This is a genomic window from Neisseria sp. P0021.S005, assembly GCF_051956955.1.
The window spans coordinates 1-14,485 of sequence record NZ_JBQCWY010000046.1 but is presented as its reverse complement, the minus strand read 5'-3'; the positions used below and the strand labels follow the sequence as shown (position 1 = coordinate 14,485).

The window sequence follows — 14,485 nt, the reverse complement described above, 5'->3', positions numbered from 1 at the left end:
AACTGGCCTTTGTCATTTCCAGCTTGGTCAGTAAGGACAAAGAAATTGTGCTGGTGTCTTCCGGCGCGATGGGCTTTGGGCTGAATGTCCTCAACATGGAAAAACGTCCGGCGGAAATGGCGCAGCAGCAGGCTGTTTCCAGCGTCGGCCAAGTGGCCATGATGAGCCTTTACTCGCAGATTTTTTCCCATTATCGGATGACGGTATCGCAAATCCTGCTGACGCGTGATGTGGTCGAATATCCGGAAAGTTTGGCAAACGTTACCAATGCTTTTGAATCCCTGCTTTCCATCGGCGTCATCCCTATTGTCAATGAGAACGACGCGGTCAGCGTGGATGAGATGGACCATGCCACCAAGTTTGGCGATAACGACCGTTTGTCGGCAGTCGTGGCGAAAATCGTTAAAGCCGATTTGCTGATTATGTTGTCCGATATTGACGGTTTGTTTGATAAAAATCCGGCTGTTCACGCCGATGCCAAGCTGCGCAGCCATGTTGCCGATATTACCGAAGAAATTATTGCTTCTGCCGGCGGATCGGGCAGTAAGTTTGGTACGGGCGGCATGTTCAGTAAGATTAAGAGTGCGCAGATGATGTTTGAACATCACGGCCAGATGGTGTTGATGAACAGCGCCAATCCGCGCGATATTCTTCAGGTTTTAGATGGCGCGCCTATTGGAACGTGGTTTGCACAAGAGAAATAGGGAGGTTTGATGAGCTATATCGAACAGTTGGGCAAGAATGCCCAAAAAGCCAGTAAAACGTTAATCAGCTTGGGAAGCTTGGAAAAAAACAATCTGCTGCGTCAGGTTGCAACGGCGTTGGTTGAACAGGCTGAGATGATTTTGGCAGAAAATGCCCGCGATTTGGCCGCTGCAAAAGAAAACGGCATTTCGGACATTATGCTCGACAGGCTGCGTTTGAATCACGAACGCATCAAAGGCATTGCGGAAGGCGTTGGGCAGGTTGCCGATTTGCAGGACCCAATTGGGCAGGTTGTCCGCGGCTATATCAATTTGGACGGTTTGAAAATAGTTCAAAAACGCGTGCCTTTGGGCGTGGTTGCCATGATTTTTGAAAGCCGCCCGAATGTTTCGGTCGATGCGTTTTCTCTGGCCTTTAAAACCGGCAATGCCATTATTTTGCGCGGCGGTCGCGATGCCATCCATTCCAATACCGCATTGATTGCCGTCATCAGGCAGACTTTGGTAAAAGCGGGGATGGATGCCGATGTGGTGCAGCTGGTTGAAGATACCAGTCATGCTGCCGCTGAGGAATTGATGCAGGCGGTTGATTATATTGATGTACTGATTCCGCGCGGCGGCGCGCGCTTGATTCAGACGGTGAAAGAGAAATCGAAAGTTCCCGTCATTGAAACCGGAGTCGGTAATTGCCATATTTATGTGGATGACAGTGCCGATTTGGAGATGGCGGTCAATATCGTCGTGAACGCGAAAACGCAGCGTCCGAGCGTGTGCAATGCCGCGGAGTCTTTGGTTGTTCATGAAAAGATAGCGGAAGCGTTTTTGCCAAAACTGGAAGAAGCCGTTGCCAAAGTGCATCCGATCGAATTTAGAGCCGATCAGGAAGCGCTGCGTATTTTTAAAAATGCTGTTTTGGCAACCGAGGAAGATTACAGTACCGAGTTTCTTGACTATATTATGTCGGTCAAAACGGTAAAATCAGTGGAAGAAGCCGTCGATTGGATTAACGGCCATACGACGCATCACTCGGAAGCGATTGTGACCCAAAGCATTGCCCATGCCGAGTTTTTCCAAGAAAGCATTGATGCGGCGGCGGTTTATGTCAATGCGTCCACTCGGTTCACCGACGGCTTTGTTTTCGGATTGGGCGCGGAAATTGGTATTTCCACCCAAAAAATGCACGCCCGCGGCCCGATGGGTTTGGAAGCGCTGACTTCGACCAAGTTCTACATCAACGGCAACGGTCAGATCCGACGTTGATAAACGCCCCTCAACTTCATCAATTTGCGTATAATGGCGGGAAATTTGATTTTTCCCGAACAACCGATTTAGTAAAAAGGAACACACCATGTCCTCTATCCACGATCAAATCAAAGAAGTCGTTACCACACACCGCGTCGTATTGTTCATGAAAGGCACGAAGCAATTTCCGCAATGCGGCTTCTCTTCCCGTGCCGTACAAATCCTCAATGCGGCAGGTTGCACCGACTATGTGACTGTCAACGTATTGGAAAACGATGCCGTACGCCAAGGCATTAAAGAATACAGCGACTGGCCGACCATTCCTCAACTGTACGTTAACGGCGAATTTGTCGGCGGCTCCGACATTTTGATGGAAATGTATGAAGCAGGCGAACTGCAAGAATTGCTGAAAGCTTAATTATCCACAATATTCCGTAATGTAAAATTGTTGACAAAGGCCGTCTGAAACCCTGATTCAGACGGCCTTTCGCATGAATACGCACTTTGCGCGCCATGCGAAAAAAAGTATAATCCCCCTCCATCAACGCAATTCGGAAAATCAACATGAACGTTACCGTTATCAACCACCCTTTAGTCCGCCACAAACTCACGCTGATGCGTGAAGCGGATTGCAGCACTTACAAATTCCGCACGCTTACCACCGAGTTGGCACGTCTGATGGCATATGAGGCCAGCCGTGATTTTGAAATTGAAAAATATATTATTGACGGCTGGTGCGGCTCTATTGAAGGCGACCGCATCAAAGGCAAAACGCTGACCGTTGTCCCGATTTTGCGTGCCGGTTTGGGTATGCTTGACGGCGTACTCGACCTGATTCCGACTGCCAAAATCAGCGTTGTCGGCTTGCAGCGCGATGAAGAAACTTTGAAACCGGTTTCTTATTTTGAAAAATTTGTCGACAGCATGGACGAACGTCCCGCACTGATTATTGACCCAATGTTGGCGACCGGCGGCTCTATGGTTGCCACCATCGACCTTTTAAAAGCCAAAGGTTGCCGTAACATCAAAGCATTGGTATTGGTTGCCGCTCCGGAAGGCGTAAAAGCCGTCAATGACGCGCATCCTGATGTAACCATCTACACTGCCGCGCTCGACAGCCACTTGAACGAACACGGCTACATCATTCCCGGTTTGGGCGATGCCGGCGATAAGATTTTCGGTACACGTTAATTGAAATGTTTAAGGCCGTCTGAAAAGTGTCAAACCTAAACTTTCAGACGGCCTTGTTATATGGTTTGCTTTAAAACCCACATCAGAAAGGACAATCATGAGCTTCCAAGATAATCTTGCCGCCATGCCTGCCATCGATCATTTGAGCGGCTTAGATATTCTCGACAAAGAGGGCAATGTGGTTCATCACATTCCCAATGCACCCGGCAAACAAGGCTCGCTCAAGCTTTACCATGCTTTGGCGCAAGAGTTTGGCGGTAAACTTGACGCAGCGGCGGCAGAACGCGGCCTGGCATGGTTTGCCGAACATGTTGCCGATGCCGAAGCCAATCCGGGCAAACATCCGAATATTGATTTGCTGTTTAAAGTGAAAGCTGAAAATGCCAGCCTGACTTTGAAACCATTGGCTGCTTAATGAATACAAAAAAGGCCGTCTGAAAACAATTTTCAGACGGCCTTTTTATATGCTTAAAGCCTCAAGCGATAGAGGCTTCAACGAATGCAGTCAGTTGACCTTTAGCCAATGCGCCAACTTTAGTGGCAACGTTTTCGCCGTTTTTGAACACCATCAGGGTAGGGATGCCGCGAACGCCGAATTTGGCAGGAGTGGCTTCATTGTCGTCGATGTTGATTTTAACGACTTTCAGACGGCCTTGGAATTCGGAGGCAATGTCGTCCAAGATTGGGGCGATCATTTTGCAAGGGCCGCACCATGGTGCCCAGAAGTCCAGCAATACAGGTACGTCGGATTTCAAAACGTCTTGTTCGAAGCTGGCATCGCTGGCGTGGATAATCAATTCGCTGCTCATGTTTGTTTCCTTTTGAATGGGGATCGATAAATATGTTGTTCAGGATAGTGGCAGACTGGGAAAATTTCAAGTGCCGCCACTCGGTAATAGTTTTTTTGAAATGCGTCTATCGTAATCCTTAAAGATTCAGACGGCCTCTTGGACCATGTGGCCGGAGTGGGCAATCAAATGACGTGTGTAGTCGCTGGCCGGATTGGCAAATACGCTTTCGCATTCGCCTTCTTCAACGACTTGACCGTCTTTCAACACCATCACGCGGTGGGAAATGGCGCGGATGACGGCGAGGTCGTGGCTGATGATGATGAAGGCGAGGCCGTATTCTTTTTGCAGGCCGCTGAGTAATTCAAGGATTTGTTGTTGCCATTGGACATCGAGCGCACTGGTTGGTTCGTCCAATACGAGGATTTTCGGGCGGACAATGATGGCGCGGGCGATGGCGAGGCGTTGGCGTTGGCCGCCGGAAAATGCGTGCGGATAGCGTTCGAGTGCGTCTTCGGGCAGGCCGACTTGTTTGAGGACTTCTTCGACGCGGCGGCGCATTTCTTCGCGCGGCATTTCAGGTTCGTGCACGCGTAAGGCTTCGGAAACGGTATCGAAGACGTTCATGCGCGGATTGAATGCGCCGAACGGGTCTTGGAACACCATTTGGATTTCGCGTCTCAATTCGTGTTTCCATGGTTCGCCGTTGACAATCAGGCTGCCTTCGGAATCGATAAGGTGCATAACGGCTTTGGCCAGTGTGGTTTTGCCGCTGCCGCTTTCGCCGATGATGCCTAAGGTTTCGCCGGATTTGAGGTCGAAAGAAATGGGGTTGAGAATGGTTTTGTCGCGTTTTTTAAACCAACCGTCCGATTCTTTGACGGAAAAGGCGACGTGCTCGGCCTTAAGTACGGTGGCCGGGTTTTCAGGCAAGGGGGCCACTCGGCGCGTTGTGCCGGCGTTGAGCAGCATTTTGGTGTATTCGTGCTGCGGATTGGCGAAGACTTCGGCTGCTTTGCCGGTTTCAAGGATGCGGCCGTTACGCATAACGGCGACATCGTCGGCAAAACGGCGCACGAGGTTTAAGTCGTGCGTAATGTAGAGCATGGTCATGCCGTGTTCTTCCTGCAGGCGTGAGAGCAGGTCGAGGATTTGGGCTTGAACGGCAACGTCCAAAGCAGTGGTCGGTTCGTCGGCAATCAGGAGCTTGGGTTGGGCGGATACGGCCATGGCAATCATGGCGCGCTGGCGTTGGCCGCCGGAAAGTTGGAACGGATAAGCCTGGGCTTTTTGCTCGGGCTGGTGGATGCCGGTTTCGTCTAGGAGTTCGATGGCGCGCGCCCATGCCTGTTTTTTATCCAAACCCAAATGCAGGGTCAGGACTTCGGCGATTTGTTCGCCGACGCGCATCACGGGGTTGAGGGCGGTCATGGGTTCTTGAAACACCATGCCGATTTCGCAGCCGCGCAGCTTTTGCAGGGCGCGTTCGGACTGGGTCAGCAGGTCGGTTCCGCAATATTTCAGACGGCCTTCAAAGCTAACCATCGGGTTGAGGCGCATAATGCCTTGCGACAATACGGTTTTGCCGCTGCCGCTCTCACCAACCAATGCCAGCTTGCGGCCGGGTTGCAAGGTCAGGTTGATATTGTGCAGGACTTGCTTGCTCGGAAAGGAGCCGTTTAGGTTTTCGATTTCGAGTATAGGTGTCGTCATGGTTGTGGCCGTCTGAAAAGGTTTGTGGAATACAGGTTGTTTTCAGACGGCCTGCATGAATCAAGAGGCCGTCTGAAACAGCGGTTTAGTCTTGAAACTGTTCTTTGAGTTTGCGTTTTAACACTTTGCCGGTGGCATTGCGCGGCAGCTCGTCTTGGAAGATGATTTGTTTGGGGATTTTAAAGTTTGCCAACAGGCCGCGCAGGTGGCTGCGGACTTCGGCTTCTTCCAGCTTCATGCCTTCTTTGAGTTGGATAAAGGCAATGATTTCTTCATCGGCGTATTGGTCTTTCACGCCAATGACGGCGGCGGCTTCCACGGCTTCGAGTTTGTAGATGGCTTCTTCGATTTCGCGCGGATAGACGTTTTGGCCTTTGGAGATAATTAGGTCTTTTTTGCGGTCGACGATGAAGATGAAGCCGTCTTCGTCTATGGTGACAAAGTCGCCGGTTTTCAGCCAACCGTTGACGATGGTTTCATCTGTGGCGTCAGGCATATTGAGGTAGCCTTGCATGACCGAGCCGCCTTTGATGATCAGTTCGCCCACTTCGCCGCGCGGCACTTCGACCAATTCGTCATCGACGGCTTTCACGGTCAGGCCGGGCAGGGCGACGCCGACGCTGGCGGTTTTTTGGCGTTCGGGCGTATTGACGGCCACGACGGGCGAGCATTCGCTCAAGCCGTAGCCTTCCAGCAATTTGGCACGCGGGAATTTGGCTTTGAAGTCGTCAATGGTTTGTCCGGCCAAAGGCGCGCCGCCGCTGATAAACAGGCGGACGCGGTTGAACCATCTGAAATACCAAGGAATTTTGGCCTTGCTCATGGCGGTGTAAATAGCCGGTACGCCGAGGAAAATGGTAGCGCGTTTGAGCAAAACCTGTTTCAACACGTTGGAGAACGGGAAGACGGATTTGACCAAAATAATCGAGCAGGCTTGATATATCGGCAGCAAAACCATGGCAGTCAGCGTAAAGCTGTGGAACATCGGCAAGAAGACGACGAAGCGGTCTTTGCTTGAAATTTGGAAAATTTGTTCGATGCCCGAAAGGTTGGAAAACAGGTTGCTGTAACTGATTAATGCGCCTTTGGGATGGCCGGTTGTACCGGAGGTGTAGATAATGTGCGCCAAATCGTTGACAGACGGCTGACGGCTCAGATTCGGCTTGCCGGGGAATGTGCGTGCGGCATCGAAATAGCTGTCTTCGCCACTGGCGGCTTGGGTTTCGCCAATCCAGATGATTTTACGGACTTTGGTTTTGGCTTTGATGTTTTTGAGTTCTTTGGCCAACGGCGCGGAGGCGAACATAAAGTGTGCGTCGCAGTCATTGAGGATGTAGGAAAATTCTTCGCTTTTCAAAAAGACGTTGAGTGGGACGGCTACTGCGCCGATGGAAGTAATGGCGAAATAGGCGGCAATAAATTCGGGAGAGTTGGAAACGACAAGGGCGACCTTGTCGCCATATTGTACGCCTTCGTGTTGCAGATAGGCGGCGACGGTTTCTACTTCGTGTTTGAGGGAGGAATAGCTGATTTTTTCTTTGTCGTTGAAAATGACCGTGCCTTTACCGTTTTTTTGGCAGGCGGCTGTCAACATGGCGTAAAAATTAGAGTGGGTGTGCATTTCGGAGTTCGTGTCCATATTGTGTCGATGGGTGTACGGTTTCGATGAACCGTTTATTTCGAAGGATAGGTTTTACATCCTATCGGTAAAATAAGCAAGAGGCCGTCTGAAAATACTTTCAGACGGCCTTGAGCTTTGCTGGGCTTAGGAAAGCAATATTTTGAATTTAAATTCATTTATTGTGTTGATGGAAATATTCCCATTCTTTAAAGGTCCGGCCGTTCGGAAGATAGCGCAAGCCGATTTTGTTGTCGTTTCTGTCTTGAGCCATTTTGAGTTTGCCGCTGCGTTTGAGGCAGAACCGGTGGTAGAAAGCCTTAGAACTAGCCGTTGTTCAGACGGCTGTCAGGTACTTTCTTAAACAGGCGGTAGAAATTGTCGCTGGTGTTTTGTGCCAATGTTTCCAAGCTCTCGCCGCGCAGATTGGCTACGAATTCGGCTGTATAGCGGACGTAGGACGGCTCGTTTTGTTTGCCGCGTTTGGGAACCGGCGCGAGGAAGGGTGCATCGGTTTCTACCAAGATTCTATCGGCTGGGACGTATTTGGCGGCTTCCTGAATCAGCGGTGCGTTTTTAAACGTCACAATGCCGGAGAAGGAGATGTATAACCCTAAATCCAAAGTGGCTTTGGCAAAGGCGATGTCTTCAGAGAAGCAATGAATCACGCCGGAATTAGTGTGGCATTCTTTCAAAATCCGCAACGTGTCTTCGGCTGCATCGCGCGTGTGGACGATAACGGGCAGGCCGCTTTCGTTGGCTGCTTGGATATGGTCGGCAAAGCGTTGATGTTGCCATGACAAATCGCCTTTGCACCAGTAATAGTCCAAACCGGTTTCGCCGATACCGACGATTTTCGGATGTTTGGCGGCCTCTACCATTTCGGCAATGGTAAATTCTTCTGCTTCTTGGCTGTCGGGATGTATGCCGATGGTGCAGTAGATGTGGTCATTTGCCTGAGCAATGTCGAAGACTTCGGCAAAACTTTGTTTGCTGACGCTGATGGCAAGCGCCTGTTTGACGCTTTGCGCTTCCATATTGGCAAAGACTTCGGGCAGGCGGTCTTTTAAGCCGTCAAAGTTGAGATGGCAATGTGAATCGATTAAATACATGGTATTACAGGGTAAAAGTAGTGCGGTCGCTGCGCAGGCGCGGGCCAAGCTCGGCTTCGATCAGGTTTTTTGCCTGCAGGCAGCTTTCGTGTTCGGAGAATGCAAGGCCTACGCCTTTGGGGCGATGGGCCGAGGTGCGCGCCGGATTGATCCAAACGACTTTAGTTGGCAGGAAGCGTTTGGGATAGTCGGCGATTTCGACGGCCAAGAGGATGTCTTCGCCTAGTGAGAATACGTCATCGGTCGGTACGAACAGGCCGCCGTGTTCTAAAAACGGCATATAGCAGTTGTACAACAGATTGGGGTCTTTGAGTTGCAAGGCCAACATCTTCGCCGGAATGTCTTTTTTATTCATCATTGATTACCTGTTAGGGTTTGTTTTGCCAAAAATCTAAATATTCGATAAGCAGATACTCAAGCTGCATTTTAACACTCAAGGTATGGTATCCGTAAGGGTTGAGCGCGTTCAGACGGCCCAATAGGGCAAACAGTTTGCGTGAATCGGTTTTAGAGGCCGTCTGAAGCAGGGCTTGGGCATGGTGCGGATAATAAAGCGGCGCCATGCTTTGTTGTGCCAAGCCGACATCCATCAGCCACTTTTGCAACCAGTCGATGAAAACGGCCAGCGGTTGTTTTTGTTTGTCGAACGCGGCGGCGTAGTCGAGTATGGCTAACAGGCGCGGTGCGGCCAGCAGAGTCAGCAACTCTTCGCGTAATGCGTCCAATTCGGGAGTCGGCGTGAATAAAGGTGCGCCGCTGTGAAATGCCAACAAGGCTTCAGCATTTCCCACACCCTGTTGGCGCAGGTATGCCGCAGCCTGCTCATGGGTAGGCGAGGGCAGCACCATCTGGCGGCAACGGCTTTTGATGGTAGGCAGGAGTTTGTCGCGCGCATGGGTAACGAGCAGGAAAACGACGTGTTGCGGCGGCTCTTCCAGAGCTTTCAACAAACCGTTTGCCGCCTGTGTGTTCATGCTTTCAGCCGGATGCACCAATACCACGCGCAGTCCGCCGCGGACAGCGGTCAGGTAAATGTTTTCCACAATATCGCGCACGGCATCGATTTTGATTTGCAGGAGTTTGCGTCCTGTTGCCTCGCCTTCGGGCATTTCCGGCGTGAGTTCGTAAAAGTCGGGATGGGTGTTTTGGCTGAACAAATGGCACGAAGCACACTCGCCGCAGGGTTCATGGCCGGACTTGGGCGATTCGCACAGCAATGCCTGCGCGACAAAGCGGGCAAACTCGGTTTTGCCGGTATTTTCTTTGCCGGTAAACAGCCAAGCGTTGGGTCGGTTTTGCCAATGGGCGGCGAGCTGTTGCCATTGGGTTTCATGCCATGGGTAAATCATATCGTTTGGGAACTATAAGGTAGGTGGTTATTATACTCTCAGGCCGTCTGAAAAAGGTTTCAGACGGCCTTTAATAAACTGCTTAAAAATTAATCAAGTATCTTTTTGCTTTGAAATATCAATTATTAAGCTTACTTATTCACAGCCTTTGCACACGCTTGTTTGGGGAAAATGTGCATTTTGTTTGGTAGTAAAGTTGTACTTAAAATTTAGTCAGTCCTGTTTTTTAATGTTAAATCAGACAGTAATCTGATTTATGCACAAGCTGTCCACGCGATTGAATAGTGAAAATGTGCATGGTGGGGAGACATTTCAGACGGCCTTATTTGCTGCTTTTCAACAAAGCGGTCAAATCCCCGATAAATTTCGATTCCCGTTTGATGAGGTAAACAATCAACGGAATATTACCTACGGCAACAATCAAATACAGCAGCGTGATGCTGTTGAACAACATCAGCAAAACCGCGCTCAAAATGGCAGCCGACACCATAAACACGCCGTTGATGATGTTGTTGGCGGCAACAGCATGGGCGCGGAAGGTTTCGCTGCTGGCAGTTTGCAGCCAAGTGTAGAGCGGTACGGAGAAGAAGCCGCCGAAAAAGCCGATGGCCGACATCACGAGCATAATCGGATACGTTTGGGCTTGCGATAAAAACCAAATAATGCCGTTTAATTCGGTAAAACGTTGGCCTTGGGTCAGCCACACCAGCAATAATCCACAGACCGTCAGTCCCAGAGTGCCGATGGTAACCAAGCCCAAAATCAGGCGTTCGTGGCTGAGTTTGGCGCATAACACCGAGCCGATGGCGATACCGATGGAGAACAGCGCCAACATCAGGTTGAACACATTATCGTTGCCGCCCAAATGGATTTGCGTGAACGTTGGCAGTTGGGTGGTATAAACCGAGCCGATAAACCAAAACCATGAAATACCAATGATGGAAGTGAATACGGGACGATTGGCCGCCGCTTCACGAATCAGTGAATTCGTGCCTTTAATGATGTTCCATTCGATTTTTGTGTCCGACATTTTAGCGGGTACAGACGGCATAAACAGGCTGGTCATCGAGCCGCCGATAGCGACCAATAACACCAAACCACCAACAATATACGGCGGAACACCTGCGACTGCGGTGCCCAAAATTTGGCCGAGCAAAATGGAGATAAACGTACCCGATTCAATCAGGCTGTTGCCCATAATCAGCTCTTTGTCGTTGAGGTAATCGGGCAAAATGGCATATTTCAGAGGGCCGAACAAAGTCGATTGCGTACCCATGCAAAACAGGCAGATTAAAAGCAAAGGCGCGGATTGAATATAGAAGCCATATGCTGCCACTGCCATAATGATGATTTCCAACAGCTTGATCCAGCGCGCTAAAACGGCTTTATCGAATTTGTTGCTCAGCTGTCCTGACAGTGCGGAAAACAGGAAGTAGGGCAGAATAAACAGCATTGCGCCCAAATTCAGCATTTGGCTGGGCGGCAGAAAGTCGTTTTTACCCAAACCGTAAAAACTGATCATCACGAATAATGCGGTTTTGAACATATTATCGTTCAACGCGCCCAAAAACTGCGTCCCAAAGAGCGGCGCAAAACGGCGGGTCGTGTGGAAATTCAGATTGTCTTTTTTAAGGCTCATTGTTTGGATTCTTTGTCTTCGTCTTTTTCGATCAGTTTTTCAGTGGAGTCGTCATCCATCAAAATGCGGTGCGCAGGTCCTTCAAGGTCGTCAAACTGTCCGTTTTTACCCGACCACCAGAAAAACCAGCCGATGATGAAGGCCAAAATAATGCTGATGGGGACAAGGATAAACATACTTTCCATTACATCGCTCCGGTCAAATCGGTCAGGATAAAGGTTTTACCGCTAATGGTCAGGTATTCGTTGCGCAACGAACCGATATTTTTATCGTCAAAAAACAGTTCGATACGGTCTTTAACCACGCGCCAGTATTGCGGGATATCGGTTTGCTCAAAAGGCGACAATACCGCCGCTTCGGCTGCGTCTTCACTTTGCAGCTTGATTACAAAGCGTCCGCTTTGCGGCGGATTTTGCGATTCATCGTCTGCCAGCATAATGAAAAATCCGGCGTGTTCGCCGTCTTGAGTGTGGATACTGAAATAATGCATATCGGTAAATTTTCAAAACCGTCGTCATTTTTTCAGACGGCCTAAAATAAAATTCCGTCCATTTTACATCAAATATTAAGTCAAGCAGCCGATTACATTTTTTGTTAGAATACGACGTTTACTTTGTTAATCTGTTCAGACCGCTACCCACTACGTCCCACAAGGGGTGCAACATAGCCGGAGCCGCAGTAAGGTCCCGACAAAAATGCCGTCTGAAACCTCAAGGAGCATAAAAATGTCACAAAAATTAATCTTGGTTTTGAACTGCGGTAGCTCTTCCCTCAAAGGTGCCGTATTGGATAACGACAGCGGCGAAGTATTGCTGAGCTGCCTGGCAGAAAAGCTCAATCTGCCTGATGCCTACATTACCTTTAAATTCAACGGTGAAAAACACAAAGTTGACCTGTCTGCCAAGCCCGACCACACCGGCGCAGTTGAAGCCCTGATGGAAGAACTCAAAGCCCACGGCCTCGACAGCCGCATCGGCGCCATCGGTCACCGCGTCGTCAGCGGCGGCGAACTGTACAGCGAATCCATCCTCGTTGACGACGAAGTTATCGCTGGCATCGAAAAATGTATCCCGCTCGCTCCCCTGCACAACCCGGCCCACCTTTTGGGTCTGCGTGCCGCACAAAGCATTTTCAAAGGTTTGCCTAACGTTGTCGTATTCGACACCGCCTTCCACCAAACCATGCCGGAACATGCCTACACCTACGCTGTTCCACATGAATTGTATGAAAAATACGGCTTGCGTCGCTACGGCGCGCACGGTACCAGCTACCGCTACGTTTCTGATGAAACCGCCCGTTTCCTCGGTAAAGACAAAAAAGACCTGCGCATGGTGATTGCCCACTTGGGTAACGGCGCATCTATTACCGCCGTCGCCAACGGCGAATCACGCGATACCAGCATGGGTCTGACTCCGCTAGAAGGTTTGGTCATGGGTACCCGCAGCGGCGATATCGACCCTTCAGTTTTCAGCTTCTTGGCTGAAAATGCCAACATGACCATCGCCCAAATCACCGACATGCTGAACAAAAAATCAGGTCTGCTCGGTATTTCAGGTTTGTCCAATGACTGCCGTACCATCGAAGAAGAAGCTGCAAAAGGTCATCCAGGCGCCAAACTGGCTTTGGAAATGTTCATCTACCGCTTGGCTAAATACATCGGCAGCATGACAGTCGCGGCAGGCGGTTTGGACGCATTGGTCTTCACCGGCGGTATCGGTGAAAACTCCGACATCATCCGCGAACGCGTATTGGGCTACTTGGGCTTCCTCGGTCTGTACATCGACCAAGAAGCCAACCTAAAAGCCCGTTTCGGTAATGCTGGTGTGATTACCACTGCCGACAGCAAAGCTGTTGCCGTTGTGATTCCTACCAACGAAGAATTGATGATTGCACACGATACTGCCCGTCTGAGCGGCCTGTAATCTCCGTCATTATTGAAAACCTGCCCGCAAGGGCAGGTTTTTTTGTTGTGTATAGATGAAGAAAATTTTGAGGATATATCGAAAAAAGCCGGAAAACATTGCGTTTACCGGCTTTTTAATCAGTGCAATATGAAGAATGCTGATGGATAGGTTTAGAACTTATAACTGATGGTAAACAGCAAAGTCCTGCCGCGCGCATAGTTATTCAAGACGGAGCGTGTCGTGCCGCCATATTTGCCATTGCATAAACCGTTGGCATCGCATTCGACTTCCTCATCATCTAAACCACCTTTTCTTTCAAATACGCTGAAATAGCGCTGGGTTGCGGCATCGTTTGCGGAATCCAGAGGATCGATATAGCGCTTATTGAACGCATTTTGAATGTCGAAACGAAGGATAAGGTTTTTCTTCGGTTCATAATTGGCATAGAAATCAAAAATCAGCGGCTGTCTGTTGATGCTTTCTGTTTTTTTGATCACCCTTCTGCCCATTTGGTGTGAAGAGTAGGTATTGGCACCGGTTGTCCCGTCAACAAATTCCTCCTCAGTCGTCGCCCGTGTACTTTTGCCGTAATAGCGCATAATGCCGCCGATAGTCAATTTATTGCCCAACCATCGGGACCCTAATTCAAACCGACCGTAATCTCGGGGTAAGCGGGAAATTTTGCTTAAGCCGTAGCCTTGTTTGATTTGGTCTTCTTTAGAAGAGTTGCGGGGCGATTCGCTGGCATCGCTATAATTGGTCGGCTGGTTGGTTTTTTGATATGCGTAAGACAGGGTTGTAAAAAAGCGGCCGAAATCATAGTTCATTTCCACTTCCAAACCATTTTTATGGACAGGTTTGGCGTAGTTTCGATGCTGGATAGAGTATTGCAGGCCGGTACTGGTTACCCAGCTGGGTGCTTTATCCAAATCCCACCATTTGCCATAAACATTGTGGATATAGTTGTTTATCCTGCTGCGATAGGCGACCAGTTTGAAACCCAATACATCGTCCGGCTTGAAAATCCCTTTTTTGAAGGTATTGAAGCCTATTTGGTAAGTATTGGCCTGTTCCGGCTTGAGGGCGGTATTGACGCCTGAGTCGCCGATTTGTGAAAAATACATTTCTTGAATATTCGGCATTCTATGCGTACGCGAATAGCTGATAAACGGCATAAAGTAGTCGTTGACATTGATGTTTAATGCCACCGAATGGTTTACCGCAT

17 protein-coding genes are annotated in these 14,485 nt (G+C 49.6%); 6 read left to right on the top strand and 11 right to left on the bottom strand.

Features of this window, described 5'->3' with window-relative positions:
* The 5 genes from proB to ACTHUE_RS04775 form a co-directional block, all read left to right on the top strand.
* Positions 1-704 (top strand): glutamate 5-kinase (gene proB / locus ACTHUE_RS04795; protein WP_440423067.1); only part of this gene is annotated, 704 nt, incomplete at its 5' end.
* A 9-nt stretch (positions 705-713) separates the two neighbouring features.
* A complete protein-coding gene (locus tag ACTHUE_RS04790; RefSeq protein ID WP_049335564.1) occupies positions 714-1,964 on the top strand; it encodes a glutamate-5-semialdehyde dehydrogenase in 1,251 nt (416 codons plus the stop codon).
* An 88-nt stretch (positions 1,965-2,052) separates the two neighbouring features.
* Positions 2,053-2,364: a Grx4 family monothiol glutaredoxin gene (gene grxD / locus ACTHUE_RS04785; RefSeq protein ID WP_003681608.1), complete on the top strand. Its 312-nt coding sequence runs from the start codon at positions 2,053-2,055 to the stop codon at positions 2,362-2,364.
* 146 nt (positions 2,365-2,510) lie between these two features.
* Positions 2,511-3,137, top strand: a complete 627-nt coding sequence (gene upp, locus ACTHUE_RS04780) for a uracil phosphoribosyltransferase (protein ID WP_004519527.1) — start codon at positions 2,511-2,513, stop codon at positions 3,135-3,137.
* A 97-nt stretch (positions 3,138-3,234) separates the two neighbouring features.
* Entirely contained in the window at positions 3,235-3,552 is a 318-nt protein-coding gene (locus tag ACTHUE_RS04775) for a DUF2322 family protein (RefSeq protein WP_049335566.1), read from the top strand.
* 61 nt (positions 3,553-3,613) lie between these two features.
* Here the strand turns inward: ACTHUE_RS04775 and trxA are convergent, their stop codons facing one another.
* The 10 genes from trxA to ACTHUE_RS04725 form a co-directional block, all read right to left on the bottom strand.
* Positions 3,614-3,946 carry a thioredoxin TrxA gene (gene trxA, locus ACTHUE_RS04770; protein WP_003681479.1) on the bottom strand — a complete coding sequence of 111 codons (333 nt, stop codon included), beginning with the start codon at positions 3,944-3,946 and terminating at the stop codon, positions 3,614-3,616.
* A gap of 126 nt (positions 3,947-4,072) precedes the next feature.
* On the bottom strand, positions 4,073-5,638 hold the full coding sequence (locus ACTHUE_RS04765; RefSeq protein ID WP_049335567.1) for an ABC transporter ATP-binding protein: 1,566 nt from the start codon (positions 5,636-5,638) through the stop codon (positions 4,073-4,075).
* 85 nt (positions 5,639-5,723) lie between these two features.
* Positions 5,724-7,277 carry a fatty acid--CoA ligase gene (locus ACTHUE_RS04760; protein ID WP_070588366.1) on the bottom strand — a complete coding sequence of 518 codons (1,554 nt, stop codon included), beginning with the start codon at positions 7,275-7,277 and terminating at the stop codon, positions 5,724-5,726.
* Positions 7,278-7,431: 154 nt separating this feature from the next.
* Positions 7,432-7,530 carry a hypothetical protein gene (locus tag ACTHUE_RS04755; protein ID WP_083300566.1) on the bottom strand — a complete coding sequence of 33 codons (99 nt, stop codon included), beginning with the start codon at positions 7,528-7,530 and terminating at the stop codon, positions 7,432-7,434.
* 52 nt (positions 7,531-7,582) lie between these two features.
* On the bottom strand, positions 7,583-8,368 hold the full coding sequence (locus tag ACTHUE_RS04750) for a TatD family hydrolase (protein WP_440361130.1): 786 nt from the start codon (positions 8,366-8,368) through the stop codon (positions 7,583-7,585).
* Positions 8,369-8,372: 4 nt separating this feature from the next.
* A complete protein-coding gene (locus ACTHUE_RS04745) occupies positions 8,373-8,726 on the bottom strand; it encodes a PilZ domain-containing protein (protein WP_003682949.1) in 354 nt (117 codons plus the stop codon).
* Between the two features lie 10 nt (positions 8,727-8,736).
* Entirely contained in the window at positions 8,737-9,717 is a 981-nt protein-coding gene (locus tag ACTHUE_RS04740) for a DNA polymerase III subunit delta' (RefSeq protein ID WP_070588368.1), read from the bottom strand.
* A 322-nt stretch (positions 9,718-10,039) separates the two neighbouring features.
* Complete coding sequence (locus ACTHUE_RS04735) at positions 10,040-11,356, bottom strand: MFS transporter (protein ID WP_070695371.1); 1,317 nt, start codon at positions 11,354-11,356, stop codon at positions 10,040-10,042.
* Complete coding sequence (gene ccoS, locus ACTHUE_RS04730; protein ID WP_003681462.1) at positions 11,353-11,541, bottom strand: cbb3-type cytochrome oxidase assembly protein CcoS; 189 nt, start codon at positions 11,539-11,541, stop codon at positions 11,353-11,355. The genes ACTHUE_RS04735 and ccoS overlap by 4 nt, the downstream gene beginning before the upstream one ends.
* Complete coding sequence (locus tag ACTHUE_RS04725) at positions 11,541-11,846, bottom strand: HLGFF motif protein (RefSeq protein ID WP_049344144.1); 306 nt, start codon at positions 11,844-11,846, stop codon at positions 11,541-11,543. The genes ccoS and ACTHUE_RS04725 overlap by 1 nt, the downstream gene beginning before the upstream one ends.
* A 235-nt stretch (positions 11,847-12,081) precedes the next feature.
* Here ACTHUE_RS04725 and ACTHUE_RS04720 point away from each other — a divergent pair, with 235 nt between their 5' ends.
* Positions 12,082-13,278, top strand: coding sequence for an acetate kinase (locus tag ACTHUE_RS04720; RefSeq protein ID WP_049344146.1), 1,197 nt, complete (start codon positions 12,082-12,084; stop codon positions 13,276-13,278).
* A 152-nt stretch (positions 13,279-13,430) separates the two neighbouring features.
* Here the strand turns inward: ACTHUE_RS04720 and ACTHUE_RS04715 are convergent.
* The coding region (locus tag ACTHUE_RS04715; protein WP_440423065.1) for a TonB-dependent receptor domain-containing protein at positions 13,431-14,485 on the bottom strand (1,055 nt) is incomplete at its 5' end.